The 19,231-nt window shown below is 67.8% G+C and carries 20 protein-coding genes; 11 read left to right on the forward strand and 9 right to left on the reverse strand.

The window, feature by feature from the left end; genetic code table 11:
- Positions 1-179 precede the first annotated feature (179 nt).
- From AC1DS0_RS28710 to AC1DS0_RS28755, 10 genes are all read left to right on the forward strand, one after another.
- The gene (locus AC1DS0_RS28710) at positions 180-1,085 is read left to right on the forward strand and encodes a carbohydrate ABC transporter permease (protein ID WP_476817623.1); all 906 of its coding nucleotides are present in this window, start codon (positions 180-182) and stop codon (positions 1,083-1,085) included.
- Positions 1,086-1,095: 10 nt separating this feature from the next.
- Positions 1,096-1,926 (forward strand): carbohydrate ABC transporter permease, encoded by an 831-nt coding sequence (locus AC1DS0_RS28715; RefSeq protein WP_476817624.1) that lies wholly within the window; start codon positions 1,096-1,098, stop codon positions 1,924-1,926.
- A 9-nt stretch (positions 1,927-1,935) separates the two neighbouring features.
- A complete protein-coding gene (locus AC1DS0_RS28720) occupies positions 1,936-3,057 on the forward strand; it encodes an ABC transporter ATP-binding protein (RefSeq protein ID WP_476817625.1) in 1,122 nt (373 codons plus the stop codon).
- Positions 3,054-4,037, forward strand: coding sequence for an NAD-dependent epimerase/dehydratase family protein (locus tag AC1DS0_RS28725; RefSeq protein ID WP_476817626.1), 984 nt, complete (start codon positions 3,054-3,056; stop codon positions 4,035-4,037). Before AC1DS0_RS28720 ends, AC1DS0_RS28725 begins: the two co-directional genes overlap by 4 nt.
- Positions 3,977-5,716, forward strand: a complete 1,740-nt coding sequence (locus AC1DS0_RS28730; RefSeq protein ID WP_476817627.1) for an SMP-30/gluconolactonase/LRE family protein — start codon at positions 3,977-3,979, stop codon at positions 5,714-5,716. Before AC1DS0_RS28725 ends, AC1DS0_RS28730 begins: the two co-directional genes overlap by 61 nt.
- The gene (locus tag AC1DS0_RS28735; RefSeq protein ID WP_476817628.1) at positions 5,713-6,477 is read left to right on the forward strand and encodes an SDR family NAD(P)-dependent oxidoreductase; all 765 of its coding nucleotides are present in this window, start codon (positions 5,713-5,715) and stop codon (positions 6,475-6,477) included. Before AC1DS0_RS28730 ends, AC1DS0_RS28735 begins: the two co-directional genes overlap by 4 nt.
- Before the next feature lie 4 nt (positions 6,478-6,481).
- A complete protein-coding gene (locus tag AC1DS0_RS28740; RefSeq protein ID WP_476817629.1) occupies positions 6,482-7,894 on the forward strand; it encodes an FAD-binding oxidoreductase in 1,413 nt (470 codons plus the stop codon).
- Positions 7,895-8,154: 260 nt separating this feature from the next.
- On the forward strand, positions 8,155-9,210 hold the full coding sequence (exbB, locus tag AC1DS0_RS28745) for a tonB-system energizer ExbB (RefSeq protein ID WP_476817630.1): 1,056 nt from the start codon (positions 8,155-8,157) through the stop codon (positions 9,208-9,210).
- 3 nt (positions 9,211-9,213) lie between these two features.
- Positions 9,214-9,666 carry a TonB system transport protein ExbD gene (gene exbD / locus AC1DS0_RS28750; RefSeq protein WP_476817631.1) on the forward strand — a complete coding sequence of 151 codons (453 nt, stop codon included), beginning with the start codon at positions 9,214-9,216 and terminating at the stop codon, positions 9,664-9,666.
- Positions 9,663-10,529, forward strand: a complete 867-nt coding sequence (locus AC1DS0_RS28755; protein ID WP_476817632.1) for a TonB family protein — start codon at positions 9,663-9,665, stop codon at positions 10,527-10,529. The genes exbD and AC1DS0_RS28755 overlap by 4 nt, the downstream gene beginning before the upstream one ends.
- A gap of 10 nt (positions 10,530-10,539) precedes the next feature.
- Here AC1DS0_RS28755 and AC1DS0_RS28760 read toward each other — a convergent pair whose 3' ends face one another.
- From AC1DS0_RS28760 to AC1DS0_RS28770, 3 genes are all read right to left on the reverse strand, one after another.
- Positions 10,540-11,838, reverse strand: coding sequence for an alpha/beta hydrolase (locus tag AC1DS0_RS28760; RefSeq protein WP_476817633.1), 1,299 nt, complete (start codon positions 11,836-11,838; stop codon positions 10,540-10,542).
- 85 nt (positions 11,839-11,923) lie between these two features.
- Positions 11,924-12,691 (reverse strand): SDR family NAD(P)-dependent oxidoreductase, encoded by a 768-nt coding sequence (locus AC1DS0_RS28765; RefSeq protein WP_476817634.1) that lies wholly within the window; start codon positions 12,689-12,691, stop codon positions 11,924-11,926.
- A 109-nt stretch (positions 12,692-12,800) separates the two neighbouring features.
- Positions 12,801-13,091 carry a metal-sensing transcriptional repressor gene (locus AC1DS0_RS28770; protein WP_152015884.1) on the reverse strand — a complete coding sequence of 97 codons (291 nt, stop codon included), beginning with the start codon at positions 13,089-13,091 and terminating at the stop codon, positions 12,801-12,803.
- Positions 13,092-13,306: 215 nt separating this feature from the next.
- On the opposite strand from AC1DS0_RS28770, the gene AC1DS0_RS28775 reads away from it, so the two are divergent.
- Positions 13,307-14,194 carry a nickel/cobalt efflux transporter gene (locus AC1DS0_RS28775; RefSeq protein ID WP_476817635.1) on the forward strand — a complete coding sequence of 296 codons (888 nt, stop codon included), beginning with the start codon at positions 13,307-13,309 and terminating at the stop codon, positions 14,192-14,194.
- Here AC1DS0_RS28775 and AC1DS0_RS28780 read toward each other — a convergent pair.
- The 6 genes from AC1DS0_RS28780 to AC1DS0_RS28805 form a co-directional block, all read right to left on the reverse strand.
- Positions 14,175-15,023, reverse strand: coding sequence for a GNAT family N-acetyltransferase (locus AC1DS0_RS28780; RefSeq protein ID WP_476817636.1), 849 nt, complete (start codon positions 15,021-15,023; stop codon positions 14,175-14,177). The genes AC1DS0_RS28775 and AC1DS0_RS28780 overlap by 20 nt on opposite strands.
- A gap of 10 nt (positions 15,024-15,033) precedes the next feature.
- Positions 15,034-15,555: a hypothetical protein gene (locus tag AC1DS0_RS28785; RefSeq protein WP_476817637.1), complete on the reverse strand. Its 522-nt coding sequence runs from the start codon at positions 15,553-15,555 to the stop codon at positions 15,034-15,036.
- A gap of 70 nt (positions 15,556-15,625) precedes the next feature.
- Positions 15,626-16,555, reverse strand: coding sequence for a nucleoside hydrolase (locus AC1DS0_RS28790; RefSeq protein ID WP_476817638.1), 930 nt, complete (start codon positions 16,553-16,555; stop codon positions 15,626-15,628).
- Position 16,556: 1 nt separating this feature from the next.
- Positions 16,557-17,318, reverse strand: coding sequence for an ATP-binding cassette domain-containing protein (locus tag AC1DS0_RS28795; protein WP_476817639.1), 762 nt, complete (start codon positions 17,316-17,318; stop codon positions 16,557-16,559).
- Between the two features lie 5 nt (positions 17,319-17,323).
- Positions 17,324-18,265 carry a sugar ABC transporter substrate-binding protein gene (locus tag AC1DS0_RS28800; protein WP_476817640.1) on the reverse strand — a complete coding sequence of 314 codons (942 nt, stop codon included), beginning with the start codon at positions 18,263-18,265 and terminating at the stop codon, positions 17,324-17,326.
- Between the two features lie 24 nt (positions 18,266-18,289).
- Positions 18,290-19,231 (reverse strand): ABC transporter permease, encoded by a 942-nt coding sequence (locus AC1DS0_RS28805; protein ID WP_476817641.1) that lies wholly within the window; start codon positions 19,229-19,231, stop codon positions 18,290-18,292.

The raw sequence follows: 19,231 nt of genomic DNA on the forward strand, positions 1-19,231 counted from the left end.
CGCGGGAACCCCTCTCCCGGATGGGAGAGGGGCAGGGGTGAGGGACCGCCGTTTCAGAATGAAGCCGCAGCGGCGCCGCTTCACCCTCTCCGGATAGGGCAGGCCCTCATCCCTGCCCTTCTCCCACACGGGAGAAGGGTTCCCCGCGCCCGCCCTGCGAAGAGAGGAGACGAGACAGCATGCCCCGATCAGCCTTCCTCGACCTTGCGAGACCCAGCCGGCGGCATTGGCTCGGCTACCTGCTGCTGGCGCCAGCGGTGCTGCTGATCGCGCTGATCATCGTCTATCCGCTGTTCGTCTCGGTCGATCTCTCCTTCCAGAACGTCAACATCGCCCGGCTCGACCAGCCGCGCCGGCCCTTCACCACCGCCAATTACGAACGGCTCTTCGCCTCCGAGGATTTCTGGAACGCCTGCTGGGTGACCTTCAAGCTCGTCACCATCGTCTCCTTCTTCTGCTTCCTGCTCGGCCTCGGCACGGCGCTGCTGGTCAACATCCGCTTCAAGGGCCAGGCGCTGGCGCGGCTGCTCGTCGCCCTGCCCTGGGCGATCCCCGAAGTCATCGCGGTCGTGATCTTCGCCTGGCTGTTCGATTCCTCCTTCGGCCTGATGAACTGGCTCTTCATCAAGCTCGGCCTGGTCGACCAGACGATCAACTGGTTCTCCTCGCCCGACGCCGCCTTCGCCGTGGTCTGCACGGTGATGGTCTGGAAGGGCTATCCCTTCGTCTCGATCATGATGCTGGCCGGGTTGCAGTCGATCCCCGAGGATTTCTACAACGCCGCCAAGGTCGACGGCGCCCGCGCCTGGCAGCGGCTGATCCACATCACCATCCCCTCGCTGATGCCGGTGATCGGCGTCACGCTCGTGCTGGTGATGCTCTGGGTCTTCCGCGACTTCTCGATCATCTACGTGCTGACCGGCGGCGGCCCGCTGAAGGCGACGCAGTCGCTCTCGATCATGACCTACGAGCAGGCCTTCGGCTTCTTCAAGATGGGCTACGCCTCCGCCATCGGCGTCATCACCCTGATCGTCTGCGTGATCGCGAGCCGGCTGATGATCGCCCGCGCGCCGGACAACATCTGAGGAGGCCGCGATGAGACGGAAAACCACGCGTCACGTCCTGCTCTATGCCGGCGTCGTCCTGACCTGCGCCATCCTGGTCTTTCCAATCTACTGGCTCGTCGTCACCGCGCTCTCCGAGCCGAGCCAGCTTCGGCAATTGCCGCCAAGCTTCTGGCCAGCTGAGCCCCGCTGGGGCGTGTTCGGCCAGATCATGGCCGAGCGGCCGATCCTGCTCTGGCTTGGCAATTCGGCACTCGCCGCCGTCGGCGCGGTCGCGATCTCGATGGTCGTCTCGGTGCTCGCCGGCTACAGCCTGTCGCGCTTCCGGGTCCGCGGCGGCCAGTCGCTCGGGCTGTTCATCCTGACCGCCAAGATGCTGCCGGCGACGCTGCTGGTGATCCCGCTCTTCGGCATCTTCCGCAATCTCGAGCTGATCGGCAGCCTGTGGTCGATCATCCTCGCCCACGCCACCCTGATCATTCCGTTCACCACCTGGATGCTGAAGGGCTATTTCGACACGATCCCACACGAGCTCGAACAGGCGGCGATGGTCGACGGCTGCTCGCCACTCGGCGCGATGGTCCGGGTGATCCTGCCGGTCTCCGCGCCGGGGCTCGCCGCGACCGCGCTCTACGGCTTCGTCCTGTCCTGGTCGGACTATGCCTATGCCCGCACCTTCCTGACCAACGCCCAGAACAACTGGACCGCCAATCTCGGCATCACCACGATGAAGGGCGAGTACATCTCGAACTGGAGCGACATCTCCGCCGCCTCAATCCTCGTCGCCCTGCCGATCCTGCTCATCTACCTGTTCCTCGAACGCTATCTCGTCGGCGGCCTGACGGCCGGGGCCGAGAAGTAGAGAACCCGCATGGCTGGAATCCGTATCGACAGCGTCACCAAATCCTATGGCGGGCTCACCGTCCTGAAGGCGTTCTCGCTCGACATCACCGATGGCGAGTTCGTCGTCCTGGTCGGCCCGTCCGGCTGCGGCAAGTCGACCATGCTCAAGATCCTGGCCGGGCTGGAGGAAGCCTCCTCCGGCACGATTTCGATCGGCGAACGAGACGTCACCGACCTCTCGCCCGGCGATCGCGACATCGCCATGGTCTTCCAGAACTACGCGCTCTATCCGCATCTCACGGTTCGGAAGAACATGGGCTTCGGCCTGAAGATGCGCGGCACCGACGCCAGCGAGATCACCAGGCGGGTCAATGACGCCGCCAAAATCCTCGGCATCGACCATCTGCTCGAGCGGCGGCCGCGTGCCCTCTCCGGCGGCCAGCGCCAGCGCGTCGCGCTCGGCCGGGCGATCGTCCGCGAGCCGCAGGCCTTCCTGATGGACGAGCCGCTCTCCAATCTCGACGCCAAGTTGCGCGTCCATACCCGCGCCGAGATCAGCGCCCTGCACAAAAGGCTGCGCGTCACCACGATCTACGTCACCCACGACCAGACCGAGGCGATGACGATGGCCGACCGGATCGTCATCATGAAGGACGGCGTCATCCAGCAGATCGCCTCGCCCGACGTGATGTTCCGCGAGCCGGCCAATCTCTTCGTCGCCGGCTTCATCGGCTCGCCCGGCATGAACTTTTTGAAGGCAAAGGCGCAGGCTGCGGGCGGCGGCGCGACGGCGAAATTATTCGGCCACGATGTGACGCTTCCCGTCGCGAACGGGGGAGCGCTCGCCGGCAAGGACATCGTCGTCGGCCTTCGGCCCGAGCATATCGCCGCCGGTGCTGGGCAGGTCTCCTTCATGGTGACGCCGCGGCTGATCGAGAGCCTCGGCAGCGAGCAATATGTCTATGTCGACCTCCCCGAGGAGCACCGTCGCGAGGCGAGTTCCGGCGGCGAGGATGAGTCGCGGCGGACCTCGCTGATCGCGCGTCTGATCAACTCAGAGCCACGGCCGCCCGAGGCGACGCTGACGCTCTCCTTCGATCCGGCGCGGCTCCATGTCTTCGATGCCGCCAGCGGCGAGGCAATCCGATGAGCACGATCCTGGTCACCGGCAGCGCCGGACGCGTCGGCTCGCGCGTGGCGCGGCAACTGCTGGAAGCCGGYCACCGCGTCACCGGCTTCGACCTGCGCGCCAGCGGTATCGAGCATCCCGCTTTTCGCGAGGTGCTCGGCGGCTTCGACGATCGTACCGCCGCGCGGGATGCCGTGCAGGGCGCGGAAGCCATCCTGCATCTCGGCGCCTTCATGTCCTGGCTGCCGGCTGATCGGGACAAGCTGTTCACTGCCAATGTCGAGGGCACGCGCGTGCTGCTGGAGGAGGCTGCTGCGGCGGCGCCGAAGCGCCTCGTCTTCGCTTCCTCCGGCGAGGTCTATCCGGAGAACGTGCCGGATTATCAGCCGATCGACGAGGATCACCCGCTGAAGCCGCGCTCGCCCTACGGCTTGAGCAAGCTCCTCGGCGAAGAAATCGTGCGCTTCTTCGAGCGGACCAGCGGTACCTCGGCGACGATCCTGCGCTTCTCCCATACGCAGGATGCCAGCGAGCTGCTCGATCCCGGCAGTTTCTTTTCCGGCCCGCGCTTCTTCCTGCAGCCGAAGATCCGGCAGCAGGAAGGCTTCGGCAATCAGGCAGCCGTCGCCGCCTTGCGCGCCATCGATGACGGGCGCGAATCGCTGGTGCTGTCGCGCAACGAGGCTAGCCGACCCTTCCGCATGCACATCACTGACACGCGCGACATGGTCGCCGGCATTCTGCTCGCGCTGTCGGACGAGCGCGCCGCCGGCCGCACCTATAATCTCGGCGCGACCGAGCCGGTCGACTTCGCCGCCGCGCTAACGATGATGGCGCAGTTGACGGGACTGCCGTTGAAGACCATCGACCTGCCGGGTTCCGGCGTCTTCTACGAGACGTCGAACGCCAGGATCCGGACCGAACTGGGATTTGAGCCACAATGGACCTTCGAGCGCATGATCGGCGAGGCGGCGCGGGCGCGGGTGAAGCGCGCGTCCTGACGCCGGACGAGCGCGACGTCCCGACCGGCGCTGCGGCCCTCGCCAAGGGCCTCTACCTGCTCGACGTGATCGGCGAGGCCCCGGCGCCGCCGCGCTTTCGCGACCTGCAGGCCGCGACCGGCCTGCCCAAGGGCACGCTGGCGCGCATGCTAAACACGCTGCTGACCTTCCGCCTGATCCGGCACGAGGAGAGCGACAACACCTACAGGCTCGGCCACCGCCTGTTCGAGCTCGCCCATCGCGTCTGGGAGTCCTTCGACCTGCGCGGCGCCGGCGCGCCAGCACTCGACCGGCTTGCCGAGGAGACGCGCGAGACCGCCGCCCTCTGCGCCATCGACAATGGCGAGGTGCTCTATATCGACCAGCGCAGCCGCGGCGGCCCTTATGGCTTCCGCATCGAGATCGGCCGGCGCGCGCCACTGCATTGCACCGCCGGCGGCAAGGCCCTGCTCGCCTTCGTCCAGCCGCATGAGCAACGCGCGCTGGTCGATCGGCTGAAGCTCGAGCGCTTCACCGAGACGACGATCACCGAGGAGGAGGCGCTCGCCGCCGACCTCGCTCTGACCCGGGCGCGCGGCTATGCCGTCTCGCAGGAGGAGCATGTCGCCGGCGTCGCCTCGGTTGCGGCGCCGATCTTCGACCATACTGGCCGGGCCGTCGCCGCGATCGGCGTGTTCGGCCCGTCCTCGCGCCTGACGCGTGAGCGGCTCCACACCACCGGCCGCGACCTGATGGCGGCGGCGCGGCAGATCTCCGGCAACGTCGGCGCGACGCAGATGAACATTTCCCCGGCGCCGCGCTCGGCGCGGCCGGTCGATCCCAACGTGCAATGCGTCCTGCCTTGGGGGGCGCATCTCGCGGAGGGGCCCTACTGGTCGGCCGGCGAGCAGCGGCTCTACTGGGTCGACATCCTCGCGCCCTCGGTCAACCGCTTCGACCCGGCAACCGGGAACAACGAGGAGGTGACCCTGCCGCGCCTGGTCAGTGCCGTGCTTGGCCGCCGCGGCGGTGGGCTCGTCGTGCTGACGCAGGAAGGGCTGGAGGCCTTCGATTTCGCCAGCGGCCGGCTGACCCCACTCGCCGATCCCGAAGCCGACATCCCCGACAATCGCTTCAATGACGGCAAATGCGACCGGCAGGGCCGACTCTGGGCCGGGACGATGCGGCTCGACGCCAGCCGCGCCTCGGGCGCGCTCTACGCGATTGCGCCGGACCTCATCTGGCAACGGCAGGAGAGCGGGCTCACCGTCGCCAACGGACTCGACTGGAGCCCGGATGGCCGGACCTTCTACTTCGTCGATTCCGCCCATAGCCGTATCTATGCCTATGAGTTCGAGGCCAAGGCCGGCACGCTCGCCGATCGCCGCGTCTTCGCCGAGGTCGCCGGCCGGCCGGACGGGCTCGCGGTCGATGCCGAGGGCTTCGTCTGGTGCGCGATCTGGGATGGCTGGTGCCTGCACCGCTATGCACCGGACGGCCGGCTCGATCGCGAGGTTTGGCTGCCTGTGCCGCGCCCGACCAGCCTCGCCTTCGGTGGTCCCGACCTGAAGACGCTGTTCATCACCACGGCGCGTATCCGGCTGCCTTCGCGGGTGCTGGCCGAAGCGCCGTTCTCGGGCGGGCTCTTCACCTTGCCGGTCGACGTGCCCGGCCTGCCCGCCGCGGAGTTCGGCGGGTGAGGATCGAAGCCAGCTATCCCGATCTCGCCGGCAAGGCAGCGCTGGTCACTGGCGGCGCCGACGGCATCGGCCGGGCCATCGTCGAAGCGCTGGCGCGGCAGGGCGCCAAGGTCGCGTTCCTCGACATCGATGCCGAGCGCGGCGAGCGGCTCGCGGCGGAGCTCACGGCTGCCGGCCGCACGGTCTCGTTCCACCACATCGATCTGCGCGACGTCCCGGCCACACAAGCCGCGATCGCAGCGGCGCGTGCCTTGCACGGCCCCTTCGCCATCGGCATCAACAATGCCGGTCATGACGAGCGGCACGAATTCGAGGCGGTCACCGAGGGCTATTGGGACGATCGCCTCGCCGTGAACCTGCGGCCGATGATGTTCGTGGCGCAGGCCCTGGCGCCGGATATGCGCAACCTCGGCGGCGGGGCGCTCATCAACCTGTCTTCGACCTCGTGGATGAAGGGCTCGCCGCACATGATCGCCTACACCACGGCGAAATCGGCGGTGATCGGCTTCACCCGCTCGCTATCGCGGGCGCTCGGGCCTGATGGCATCAGGGTCAACTGCGTCACGCCGGGCTGGGTGATGACCGAGCGCCAGCGGACGCAGTGGTGGACACCGGAAAAGGACGCGGCCAACCAGGCAGCCCAGGCGCTGAAGGGCGATATCCTGCCGGAGGACATCGCGCAGATGGTGCTGTTCCTCTGCTCCGACGCCTCGCGCATGTGTGCCGGCCAGAACTTCATCGTCGATGCCGGCACGGTCTAGCGCGATGAGCCCGCTCGACGACCTGCGCACCGCACTCGACCCGGCCGCCATCATCACCGATCCGCAGGCGATGGCGCCGCATCTGAACGATTGGCGCGGCAAGCATCGCGGCGCGGCGCTCGCGCTGCTCCGCCCGCGCAGCGTCGAGGAGGTCTCGACCATCCTGCGTTGGGCGAGCGCGACGCGCACGCCGGTCGTGCCGCAGGGCGGGAACACCGGCCTGTCGGGCGGGGCGACGCCGGACGGCTCCGGCGAAGCCGTCGTCCTCTCCCTGGCGCGTCTCAACCGGATCAGGGCGATCGACCTTAAAGGCGACACGCTCACCGCCGAGGCGGGCTGCATCCTCGCCGATATCCAGCAAGCGGCCGCGGCGAAGGAGCGCCTTTTCCCGCTCAGCCTCGGCAGCGAGGGCTCCTGCCAGATCGGCGGGGTGGTCGCGACCAATGCCGGCGGCATCAACGTCATCCGCTACGGCACTGTGCGCGATCTCGTGCTCGGCCTCGAATACGTTCGCGCCGATGGCGCCGTGATTCACGACCTCAAGCCACTGCGGAAGGACAATGCCGGCTATGCGCTGAAGGAGCTGGTGATCGGCTCGGAAGGCACGCTCGCGATCGTGACCGCGGCGACCTTCAGGCTGTTTCCCAGGCCGCGCGCGAGCGCGACGGCACTGTGCGGTCTCGCCAGCCCGGCGGACGCATTGCGGCTGCTCGCCCTGCTGAGGCAGAGCGCAGGCGAGCGCATCTCCAGCTTCGAACTGATGTGCGACGGCGAGATGGGCCTCACCCTCGACCTCGTGCCCGGAACGATCCTGCCGCTCGAAGCGCGCCATGCCTGGTACGTCTTCATCGAGCTCGGCGACAGTGATCCGAACAGCCCCGTCGACGCGTTGCTGACGCGCGCTCTCGCCACAGCGCTGGAACAGGGGACGCTCCGGGACGCAGCCATCGCGCAAAGCGAGGCGCAAGCCAGGGCGATCTGGCATCTGCGCTTCGCTGTCGCGGAAGCGAACCGCCGCGCCGGCCCGATCGTCTCGCACGACACCAGCGTCGCGGTCGCCGATGTCCCGGCCTTCATCTCGGCGATCGAAGCGATGGCTGCCGAACGCTTCCCCGAAGCGCGGCCGCTCTTCGTCGGCCACGTCGGCGACGGGAACATCCATGTCATCCTGCTCCTTCCCAGGCAGACGTCGGCGGAGCAGCTTGCGGATATCGGCCATGCCGTGAATGCAGAGGTCTTCGCGATCGTCGGCGATTTCGGCGGCAGCATCACCGCCGAACATGGCATCGGGCGTAGCCTGACCGGTATGCTGGCAGAGCATGCACAGCCGGAGGCGCTGGAGCTGATGAGAGCGGTCAAGCAGGCCTTCGACCCGCTCGGCATCCTCAATCCCGGCGCGGTCCTCGCGCAGAGGTGACCATGCTCGCGGCTGAGCGAAGCACCCGGAACACTTGAACTGTTCCGGACCAAGAGCAGCGGGCGAGTTACTTTAGAACGCATGTAAACTATTGTATTTGCTAACCAATTCGCTCTGGTTTAACTGCTGGGGACGATCGCGGGACGATGTGTTCAGTCGGCCTCGTCGCACGATCGCCCGGAACCGCTTCAACGGACGCGGCTTCGTTTTGAAAGCGCTCCCGTCAAGGAGGAGCGCCGCAAGACCACGGATCCAATTCGATGCAGCGTTTGATCGGCACAGTCCTGCTCGCGACGGCCATTGCCGCCACCCCCATGGCGGGCTTCGTCGCCCTGGCCCAGACCGTCCCCGCCGAGACCGCGCCGGTGCAGCAGCAGCAGAGCCCATCCGGCGCTCATGGCGGCGGGCTGCCGGCTCCCGCAACCTCGACCCCCGCACCAGCTGCTGCTCCGGCTGGCCAGGCCGCCCCCGCTCCCACACCGGGAGCCTCGCAGACTGCGGTGCCTGCGACCGCTCCCGCCACCCTCCCGGCCCCTGTCCCCCTCGCTGGGCAGGCCACGCTGCCGCACGACCTGTCGCCCTGGGGCATGTTCATGGCCGCCGACATCGTCGTGAAGGCGGTGATGCTCGGCCTTGCCTTCGCCTCGCTGGTGACCTGGACGATCTGGCTCGCCAAGGCGCTCGAGCTCGCCGCCGCCAAGACGCGGGCGCAGCGGGCGGTGCGCCGACTGGAAGAGGCTATCAGCCTCGACGAAGCGGCGCGCGCGATCGCCGGCCGCAAGGGCCAGGCGCGCGGCACGGTCGTGGAGCTGGTCGGCGCCGCCCAGAGCGAGCGCCAGCGCTCCGACGATCTCGGCGAAGACGGCATCAAGGAGCGCGCCGCGATCGCGCTGTCGCGGATCGAGGCTAGGGCCGGCCGCAGCATGGCGCGTGGCACCGGCCTGCTCGCCACCATCGGCTCGACCGCCCCTTTCGTCGGCCTGTTCGGCACGGTCTGGGGCATCATGAATTCGTTCATCGGCATCAGCCAGTCGAAGACGACCAATCTCGCCGTCGTCGCGCCAGGAATCGCCGAGGCACTGCTGGCGACCGCGATCGGCCTCGTCGCGGCTATTCCCGCCGTGATCATCTACAACGTCTTCGCCCGCGCCATTTCCGGCTACCGCGCCACCCTCGCGGACGCCTCGGGCGAGGTTCTGCGCCATCTCTCGCGCGATCTTGAACGGGCGCGCCGGCAGGCGACTCAGCAGGTCCGCACCAACCTGCATGCGGTACCCGCGCAAGCGGCTGTCATGCCGCGCGTTCCGGCGGAGTGAGCCATGGCGGTTTCGCTCAAGGAGTCACAGGACGGCGATCTCGGCGAGGTCAGCGAGATCAACGTCACGCCGTTCATCGACGTGATCCTGGTGCTGCTGATCATCTTCATGGTCGCCGCGCCGCTCTCGACCGTCGACGTCGCGGTCGACCTGCCGGTCTCGAATGCGCAGCCGCAGCCGCGGCCCGACAAGCCAGTCTTCCTGACCGTGAAGCAGGACCTTTCGCTCGCGCTCGGCAATGACACCGTGCCGCGCGAGTTGCTGCAGGCCACCCTCGACCGTCAGACCAGCAACGACCGCGAGCAGCGCGTCTTCCTGCGCGCCGACGGGGCTGTGGCCTATCGCGAACTGATGGACGTGATGAACAGGTTGCGCCAGGCCGGATACCTCAAGATCGCGTTGGTCGGGCTGGAGGATACCGGCCAGGCCGCCGCGCCAGGGGCGGGCAAGCCATGATCGCCTCCGCGCCGGATCGCCGCTGGCTCGCCGCGCTGCGCTGGGGCGCAGCGGCGCTGACTGTCGCCGCGGTCCACGGCGGTGCCGCCTGGGTCGGCGTGAACTGGCGGCCGACTGAAGCCGCTGCCGGCGCTCCCGAGCCGGCGGTGATGATCGAGCTCGCCGCGCTGTCGGTCGCGCCCGAGGCGCCGCCGGAGGATCTGCCGGTCGCGGAACAGCGGGCCGAGCCGGAACCGCCGCCGCCCGAACCGGTCAAGGAGACGCCGCCCCCGGAGCCGGAGCCGGAGCCGGTTCCCGAGCCGACGCCGGTCGAGCAGCCGGAGATCAAGCTGCCGGAACTGCCGCAGATTCCGAAGCTCGACGCCGTGCTGCTGCCGCCTCCGCCCGAATTGAAGCCGGTGGAGAAGAAGCCCGAGCCGAAGCCGAAGCTCGTCGAGAAGAAGGAAAAGCCGAAGCCCAAGCCCAAGATCGTCGAGCGCAAGCCGATCGAGCAGCGGGCCAAGGAGGCGGTGGCACCGAAGCCCTCCGAGCAGCGCGCCGCCGCCCCGAGCAGCGCCGCGCAGGGCACGGCCAGCCAGCCGACGGTCTCGACGGCGTCATGGCGCGGCTCGCTGATCGCCCATCTCAACCGCTACAAGCGCTTCCCGGGCGGCGCGAGCCCCGGCACGGTCCAGGTCGCCTTCGCGATCGACCGCGGCGGCAATGTTCTGTCCTCGCGCGTCGTCGGCTCTTCCGGCGATTCCGCTCTGGATGCCGAGGCGGCGGCGATGATCCGTCGCGCCAGCCCGGTTCCGGCCCCGCCTGCGGGCGTCGGTGGCGGCGGAGCGATCTCGCTCTCGGTGCCGGTGCGCTTCAACCGGTAGGGGCTTCAGCTCAGCGCGGAGCGCTCGGGTTCTGGAACGGCGTGGTCACAGTGTCGCCGACCGCCGCTCCCGTATCGTGAATGTTGTTGCCGAGATGCTCGACCCGGTCGCCGAGATTGCGCCGGGCCTGAGGATCAACCACGGCGATCGGGGCGGAGACAACGATGCCGGCGGCGGTACCGACCGCAGCAGCGGCACTGCCGGTCACCTCGATCAGCCGGTCGCCGAGCCCGATGCGGGAATCGGTGATGGGCTGGCCGTCGACGAGGCGCGTACCGATCAGCTTCACCACCTCCGGGCTCTCGGCGAACTTGCCGTGGTTGAGCTTGTCGCCGGTTCGCAACTTGGTGAGATTGAGGACCGTGATCTTGTCCGTCTCGAACTCGGTCTTGTAGGGCTCGACATCGGGATCGACCGCACCGAGGCGATCCTTGCCACCCCAGACCCGACGCGAGACCGCGAGCGCGCGATCGTCCTGCGAGACGAAGAGGGTGAATTTCGGCCGCCGTCCCGTCATCTCGGCGATCTGGGTGCGGAAGACGTCGGCATCGACATCGGGCGAGGCGAGCATGACATTGGCGATCTTCGGCGGAATGCCGCGATTGCGCACTGCCATCTGGGTCAGTGATTCCAGCGCGACCCAGTTGCCCATGGAGTGGGCGAGCAGCGAGACCTCGCCGACGGCCGGATCGCGTGCGAGGTTCTGCAGCAGGTTCTCGAGCGCGTTACGCGAATAGGTCGCGCTCTCGCGATCATAGCCATAGGCGAAGAGCGAGCCGCGCGAAGGCCAAGTGAACAGCACCGGCACGACATCAGCGTCGGAATCGTGGACGATCTGGGCGAAGCGGTAGACTGCATCCTCGAAGCGGTTGTTGAAGCCGTGGACGAAGACCATCACCCGGCGCTTAGGCACGCGCGAGACACGCTCGTGCAGGCGCGCCAGCCCGGTCTTGGCATCGAGCTTGTCGACCTTGAGGGTGACGAAATCGGTCTCGGGATTGCCAGGCAGCCGGCTCGGCCACTGCACTTCGCCGACCTTGCGGCGGCTGTCGGGCGGCAGCGAGATCGTCATCTCGACATAAGACGGCTTGCCGCGCTCACCGGAGAACAACACCCCGGCATCCGGATCAGCCGCGCGCGTGGTCGCCACCAGCATGGTGACCTTGCTGGTGCCGGGCACGGTCGAGGCGACCGGCGTCAGCACGCCCTTCACGTCGCCGGCGCAGCCGGCGAGGAAAACTGTCGCGGCTGCAGCCATGAAGACCCGCCCAGCGGCCGGCATCGGCAGGTCCTTGCGGCGGATCGGCATCATCGACTACCCAGCTTCAGAGCGGCGCCCAGACCATGCTGGCGCGCCACCCGTGACGTCAAGGACGCCGAAGCCACAGTGGCCGTCAGACCATGTACTGGCCGCCATTGACCTCGATGGTCTGGCCGGTGATGTAGCCGCTCATCGCGGGACTGGCGAGGAAGAGGAAGACCCCGATATTGTCCTGTGGCGTGCCGACGCGCTCCATCGGAACGGTCTTGCGCATCGCCTCGATCTGCTCGGCCGTCGAATAGCGCTCGTGGAACGGCGTCATGATCACGCCGGGCGAGACGCCATTGACCCGGATGCCGAAGGGCACGAACTCCTTGGCCATGCCGCGCGTCAGGTTGAGCACGAAGGCTTTCGAGCTGGCATAGAGCGAGGAGCCGGGGCCGCCGCCATTGCGTGCCGCGATCGAGCTCAGATTGATCACGCTCGCCTTGCCGCCGGACTTCTTGAGATAGGGCAGCGCCGCCTTCGAGGCCATCACCACCGAGCGGACATTGAGGTCGACGACGCTGTCGAAGAACTCGTCCTCGATCTCGGCGATCGGCGTGCGCTTGACCAGCGCGCCGGCATTGTTGACCAGCACGTCGAGCCCGCCGAGCTTGTCGGCCGCCTTGTTGACGAGATCGACCGCCTGTTTGCTGTCGGCGACATCGGCCTGCAGCACATGCGCCTCGCCTCCGGCCGCCCTGATCTCGGCCGCAACGGCATTCGCCTCGGCTTCGCTCGACTTGTAGTGCACCACGACCCGCATGCCATTGGCCGCATAGGCCTTGGCCACGGCGGCGCCGATGCCGGTGCTGGAGCCGGTGACCAGGGCGCGCAGCCCCTTGAGATCGTCGAGCATCGTTCCTCCCTTGGAATACAGGCTTAAATCGTTTCAGGAGCGATCTTGCGCGAGCCGACGCGGAACCACCAGCGCCGCTTCGGCAACCCGGCCATTCCCGAACGGCCGTTCAAAGAAATTTCGTCATCGCCTTGAACTCGGCGAGCAGCCCGCGCGCCTCATCCGGAAGGCTGCCGGCGGCCTCCTCCAGGCAATGGCCGATATGCTCCTGAATCAGGATCTTGCGGGCGTTGGCGATCGCGCCTTCCACCGCCTGCAATTGCTGGGCGATCTCAAGGCAGGAGCGGACATTGGCGACCATCTCGATGGTCGAGCGCAGATGCCCCTCGGCCCGCTTCAGCCGCGTGATGATCTCCGGATGCCGATGATGGTGGATCCGGGCATGCTCTTCGTCCTGCATTCCCTGCCCTTCCGTCTTGATCCTATCCTCCCGGGGAGGTTATAGGTCGACGCATCCGCTGAGCAAGCGGCACCCGATCAGGCAGGCGCCGGCGCGAGACCGGGCGCATCCCGACGATCGGGCGGGCGAGGACGAGACGGGCGCCCCCGACCAGTTCCGGCAAGGCCGGACGGCACGGCAGCGCGCGACCCGTTCCGGATCCGGAGCACCAAGTCGTGCCGACCTTCACCGAATTGCTGGCGCAAGGCGCCGGCCATGCCTGGCTGTTCATTCCGAGCGCGATCCTGCTGGGTGCGTTGCACGGGCTCGAGCCCGGCCACTCCAAGACGATGATGGCGGCCTTCATCGTCGCCATCCGCGGCTCGGTGCTGCAGGCGCTGCTGCTCGGGCTCGCCGCGACGCTCTCACATACGCTCGTCGTCTGGGGCGTGGTCCTCGGCGGCCTCTATCTGACGCGCGACTTCAATGCCGAGGCGACCGAGCCCTGGTTCCAGCTCGCCTCGGGCCTGCTGATCATCGCGATCGCGCTCTGGATGCTGTGGCGGACATGGGCGGAGCAGCGTGTGCTGCGCCCGGCCAGTCATGGCCACGGGCATAGTCACGGCCACTCCCGCGGACATTCCCATGGCCACTCGCACGGGCAGAGCCACGGTCACGATAAGACAGCCGACGACGAACCGATGGACGCGCATCAACGCGCCCATGCGCAGGACATCCGCAAGCGCTTCGCCGACCGGCCGGTGACGACCGGGCAGATCGTCCTGTTCGGGCTGACCGGCGGGCTGATCCCCTGCCCGGCTGCGATCACCGTGCTGCTGATCTGCATGCAGCTACGCGAGGTCGCGCTCGGCGCCGTCCTGGTGCTGTGCTTCTCGATCGGCCTCGCGATCACGCTGGTCACAGTCGGTGTCGCCGCCTCGCTCAGCCTGCGCGCCGTCGAGAAGCGCTCCAGCTGGCTTTCGACGATCGCGGCGCGGGCGCCGTATTTTTCCGGCGCGCTGATCGTCCTCGTCGGGCTCTACACGGTCTGGCACGGCTGGAGCGGGCTGCAGGCGATAAGCCTGCATGCCGCGGCGATGCTGGTCAGCCCATCGCCTGGTTGACCAGCGCGAAACGATGCGCCGGTCCGGGCGCGGCCGGCGCGGCGCCGCGCGCCATCACCACGCCGGAGGCAACGAGCGGCAGGCCGCATTCGCTCAGCCAGGCGCCGAGGCCGCTGCGGGCGGGCACGTCGATGCGGACGAAATCGCCACGGCGCGCGGCCAGCAGCGCCGCGATCAGATTGCAGGCGGCGGCGTCATCGACCGCGGCGACCGGGCCGATCAGCCAGCCGCGGCCATGGCGGCGCAGGAAGCCGAAGCCGGCCGGCGCGCCATTGCGCTCGATCAGAATCGCATGGCCCCGCGTCAGCAGAGCCTCGAGGAGGGGTGCGCGCGGCAGGCCCGTCGCCTCGCCATCGAGCTGCGCCAGCAGCGGCAGATCGGATGCGGCGGCCGGGCGCATGATCTCGTTCGCCGCGAGAACAGGCCCTGCCAGCTCCGGCCAGTCGCCCTGGTGCTGGCGAACCTCGTCGATGGCGATGAAGCCGTAGCGGGCATAGAGCGGCTCGCCCTGCGCGGTGGCGACGAGACCGAGCGTCCGCCCTTCCGTCGCCGCGATCAGCCGCTCGGTCAGCAGCTTCCCGATGCCCTGGCCTTGTCGATCGGGCGCGACGATGATGGTGCCTAGCGTGGCATGGCTCGCGCCAAAGCCCCACCAGAGCCCGACACCGACGGTCTCGTCCTCGACCGACAGGGTAAAGCCCTGGCCCAACGACAGCGCGAACTCCCAATCCTCGCGCCGATGCGGCCAGCCGATCGCAGCCGAAAGCTTCTGGCAGGCATCGGCATCGGCGAGGCCGGCCGGGCGAAGCGTGAGCTGGAGCGGCTGCATCGACCGGCCCTCAGCGACAGAATTCGGCGCAGCCGGACTGCCAGAACGGCGCCTGCCCATCGAGCGCCGGCACCGAGGAGCGCGGCTTTGCACCCGGCAAGTCCGATGGCACCGGTACGATCAGCTCCCACCAACGATGGGCGCATTGCGAGCGGAAGGCCATCTGGTCGCTGATCGAGGTGTTCTCGTGGGCAAGGACGGCATCGAGCGCATCGCAGGCGCGGCGGAGCGCGGCGTCGTTCCCGTCACCGGGCTCGTTCGCATAATCGTGGAAGGCGGCGGTGAAGGCTTCCATCTCGCGGGCGATATGCGGCCAGTCTTGCCGGCCGAGGTTCCAGGCGTCCATCCATTCGCGCACGACGGTCTCGACCGCCTCGGCCTTGGGCTTGCCGGCGACCTTGCGGGCCGTGGTCAGCATATGGCGCATCAGTTCGGCGCGGGCATGGAGCTGACGGGCAGCGAGCGCGGCCGTCTGCATCGCCAGAATCGCGCGCTCGGCCTCGAGCTGCAGCTCCTCGACGAAATGGGCCATCGCGTCCTCCGTAAGATTCTTCGGAGCGGGATTACTGCGAAAAACCGGTTCCCACTTTTTCGCATCCCGCTCAAGGCAACGTCGCGAGCCGGTCGAACAGGCGCTGGAACAGCGCCTCCGCCTCGACGCTCGCGACGACATGGGCATTGGCCGGCCGCTTGAGCCGGCCGTTCCAGTCGATGGTGGTGCGGCCCCGCAAGGGACCGTCGCCAGTCTCGACCTCGACACAACAGTCACGCCCCGAAAAGAGTTCCGGCCAGAGCAGGAAGGCGATCACGCAAGGGTCGTGCATCGGATGCCCGGCAGTGCCGAGCCCGCCGGGGCGCGGGCGCGTCAGCATGCCATGCACCGCCCTGCCCGCCGCATTGCCGAAGGCGAGAAGGCGCGCGACCTGTTCGGGCGAGGCGATCGCCTGGTGGGTGACGCCGAGGCCGAACATCACGATCGGCCGACCGCAGCCGAAGACGATCGCGGCGGCGTGCGGATCGACATGGACGTTGAACTCGGCCGCAGGCGTGATGTTGCCGAGCGCCAGCGCCCCGCCCATCAGCACGATACGTTTCACTTTCGGCAGCACATCCGGAACCAGCCGAAACGCCAAAGCGAGGTTGGTCAGCGGCCCCAGCGGGCAGAGTGTGACGCTGTCATCCGGCGCGGCGCGCAGGATGGCGATGAGCGCTTCGACGGCATGCGTTGCGCTGGCCGTACCACGGGCCGGCGGCAGATCGGCACCGGCGAGGCCGTCGGGACCGCAGACGAATTCGGCGGTCGAGAGCGGGAAGAGCAAGGGCCGGTCGGCGCCGGCATGCACGGGCACATCCTCGCGCCCGGCGAGCTCGCGGATGCGTAGCGCATTGGCGGTGGTCAGCGCCAGCGGAACATTGCCGGCGACGGTGGTGATCGCCCTGAGGTCGAGCTCCGGGCTGGCGAAGGCGAGCAGCAGGGCGACGGCATCGTCCTGGCCGGGATCGGTATCGATGACGATGGTCTCGCTGACCATCTCAGGCCGCCCTGGCGTTGCCGGCCATGATCATGTGGCTGAGGTCGTCGGCGGTGAGATCGCCGAGCGGCTGATCGACATACTTTCGGCCCGCACCCATGATCACCACCCGGTCGGCGAGCGCGACGACGTCGCGCATATTGTGGCTGATCAGCAGTACTGTCCTGCCGTCGGCCTTGAGCTTGCGGATCAGGTCGAGCACGAGCGCCGTCTCCTTGACGCCGAGCGCCGCCGTCGGCTCGTCCATGATGATGACCTCGGCCTTCCAGCGCAGCGCCCGCGAGATCGCCACCGCCTGGCGCTGGCCGCCCGAGAGCCGCTCGACCGGCCGGTCCATGTCCTCGACGGTGACCGAGAGCTGCTTGAGGAAGCCGCGCGCCTCCTGCGCCATCCTCTTCTTGTCGAGCACGCGCAGGAAGGGCAGCAGCAACGGTCGCGTCAGCTCCGAGCCCATGAAGACGTTCTGGGCGATGGAGAGCCGCGGCGCCAGAGCGAGGTCCTGGTAGATCGTCGCGACGCCGTGGCTCAGCGCATCATGCGGCGAGGCGAAGACGACGGCCTTCCCACGCATGCTCAAAGTCCCCGAGGTCGCCTCCTCGGCGCCGGAGATCACCTTGATCAGGCTCGACTTGCCGGCGCCGTTGTCGCCGCAGATGGCGACGACTTCGCCGGCAAAGATGTCGAGATCGACCTCGTGCACCGCCACGACCGGGCCGTAAGCCTTGCCGATGCCGCGGAGCGACAGGAGAGGTGTGGCGGTCACCGAGCTCACTTCAGGAACTGCTGGACGTTGTTCTTGTCGACCAGCACGGCGTCGGTGAAGAGATAGGGGCCGGAGGTGATCGTCTCCTTCGGCTTCTTGTCGACGACGATCGTCTGGATCGCGTCGACCGCCTGCTTGCCCATCTCCTCGAACGGGATCGAGACGGTGGCGGTGAAGGTCGAGGCGGGGTCGGCGATGCGGGCATAGGTTTCCTTGCCGCCGTCGACCGAGACCAGCGGGATCTGGCCCTTCTTCACGCCTTGAGCCTGCAGCAGGTCGTCGATGATGTAGGCCTGGCCATCGAACGAGGCCCAGATGCCGTTGATCTTGCCCTGGTTCTGCAGCAGCAGCGCCTGCATGCCGGCGCGGACATCGTCGCGCCAGCTCTGGGTGCGGGCCATCGAGAACTTGCCGAGCTCCTTCACGCCCTGGTTCTCGGAGAGCACATTGTCGAGCAGCTTGCCGCGGATGCGCGAGGCGACGTTGAGGTCGAAGCGGGCAGTGATGATGTTGCCCTGATAGCCGAGCTGGCCGAGCAGATAGAGCGCAGCCTCGGCGCCGACCTTGTACTCATTGGTCTGGATGTCGAAGAGCGCGTGCGGGCTCGCGCCCGACTGCACGGTGATCACCGGGATCTTGGCATCCTTGGCTGCCTTGAACTGGGCGTCGGCCTCGACCGGCTTGCCCATGGCGATGATGATCGCATCGACCTTCTTGGCGATCAGCGCATCGAACTGCTCGGCATGCTTGGGCAGCGCCCCTTCCGAGTTCAGCAGCGTGACGTTCCAGCCCTTGGCCTTGGCCGCGGCGGCCGCGGCATTGGCGACGCGGGCATGCGTCTCCGACGAGAACTGGAAGCCGATGACGCCGAGCTCGAAGGCCTGAGCCCCCGGCACCATTGCGATGAGGGCCGCAGCCGCCAGCACGAGCGATTTGAATATCTTCATGGTCTTTCCCCTCCCGTTTTTCTCTCAGACCTTGAACGCCGCCTTCTTCAACGCGCTGGCCGAGAAGGCGACCGAGCCGATGATGATGGCGCCGAGAACGATGTCCTGAACGTAATAGGCTGCGCCCATCAGCACCAAGCCGTTGCCGAGCACCTTCAGCACCAAAGCGGCAAAGACGGTGCCGGGGATATTGGGCTTGCCGGGCTCGAACATGGTCATCCCCAGCAGCACGGCGGCGATGGCGTAAAGCAGGTAGTCGCCCGCCATGTTCGGCGCGGCTGAGGACAGGTTGGCGGCGAGCAGCACGGCGGTGATGCCGGCGCAGAGCCCGGTCAGCAACAGGCCGATGCGCTTCATCCTGTTGGTGGCGATGCCGGAGAGCCGGGCCGCCTCGTCGGCCTCGCCGGTCGCGACCATATGGGCGCCGGTGCGAGTCCATTTGATCAGGCCATAGGTCAGGAGCGTGACGGCGGAGAGCCAGAGCACGAGATTGGGAATGTCGAAGCTCGTGCCACGTGCGAGGCCGGTGAACGAGACCGGCCAGCGCCCGACGAAGGCGACGCCCTGCGTGATCATGAAGGCGAAGCCCCTGGCGATCGCCGCGATGCCGAGCGTCATGATCAGCGAAGGGACGCGCAGGACCGTGACGCCGTAGCCATTGGCCGCGCCACAGAGGAGCCCGACCAGCAGTCCCGCCGCGACGGCGAGCGCCGGATGCTGCTGCCCCTGGATCAGCCAGCCGGTGACGACAGCCGACAGGCTCGCAACCTCGGCGATCGACAGGTCGAGCTCGGAGACGATCAGGGCAAGCGTGAAGCCGAGCGCCAGGATGGCGAGGAAGCTCGTATCCTTCAGAACGTTGATAACGTTCATCTTCGTCGCGAAATTCGGCGCGAAGGCAATGAAGAAGACGATCAGGACGAGGCCAGCGAGCGCGGTGCCGTAGCGGCCGATGATCTCGCGCAT

The organism is Allobosea sp. P4_H5, assembly GCF_056400825.1.

Coding starts and splice junctions, on each gene's coding strand:
- AC1DS0_RS28710 (WP_476817623.1), top strand. CDS start 180: ATGCCCCGATCAGCCTTCCTCGACCTTGCGAGACCCAGCCGGCGGCAT.
- AC1DS0_RS28715 (WP_476817624.1), top strand. CDS start 1,096: ATGAGACGGAAAACCACGCGTCACGTCCTGCTCTATGCCGGCGTCGTC.
- AC1DS0_RS28720 (WP_476817625.1), top strand. CDS start 1,936: ATGGCTGGAATCCGTATCGACAGCGTCACCAAATCCTATGGCGGGCTC.
- AC1DS0_RS28730 (WP_476817627.1), top strand. CDS start 3,977: ATGGACCTTCGAGCGCATGATCGGCGAGGCGGCGCGGGCGCGGGTGAA.
- AC1DS0_RS28740 (WP_476817629.1), top strand. CDS start 6,482: ATGAGCCCGCTCGACGACCTGCGCACCGCACTCGACCCGGCCGCCATC.
- exbB (WP_476817630.1), top strand. CDS start 8,155: ATGCAGCGTTTGATCGGCACAGTCCTGCTCGCGACGGCCATTGCCGCC.
- exbD (WP_476817631.1), top strand. CDS start 9,214: ATGGCGGTTTCGCTCAAGGAGTCACAGGACGGCGATCTCGGCGAGGTC.
- AC1DS0_RS28755 (WP_476817632.1), top strand. CDS start 9,663: ATGATCGCCTCCGCGCCGGATCGCCGCTGGCTCGCCGCGCTGCGCTGG.
- AC1DS0_RS28760 (WP_476817633.1), bottom strand. CDS start 11,838: ATGCCGATCCGCCGCAAGGACCTGCCGATGCCGGCCGCTGGGCGGGTC.
- AC1DS0_RS28765 (WP_476817634.1), bottom strand. CDS start 12,691: ATGCTCGACGATCTCAAGGGGCTGCGCGCCCTGGTCACCGGCTCCAGC.
- AC1DS0_RS28770 (WP_152015884.1), bottom strand. CDS start 13,091: ATGCAGGACGAAGAGCATGCCCGGATCCACCATCATCGGCATCCGGAG.
- AC1DS0_RS28780 (WP_476817636.1), bottom strand. CDS start 15,023: ATGCAGCCGCTCCAGCTCACGCTTCGCCCGGCCGGCCTCGCCGATGCC.
- AC1DS0_RS28785 (WP_476817637.1), bottom strand. CDS start 15,555: ATGGCCCATTTCGTCGAGGAGCTGCAGCTCGAGGCCGAGCGCGCGATT.
- AC1DS0_RS28790 (WP_476817638.1), bottom strand. CDS start 16,555: ATGGTCAGCGAGACCATCGTCATCGATACCGATCCCGGCCAGGACGAT.
- AC1DS0_RS28800 (WP_476817640.1), bottom strand. CDS start 18,265: ATGAAGATATTCAAATCGCTCGTGCTGGCGGCTGCGGCCCTCATCGCA.
- AC1DS0_RS28805 (WP_476817641.1), bottom strand. CDS start 19,231: ATGCGCGAGATCATCGGCCGCTACGGCACCGCGCTCGCTGGCCTCGTC.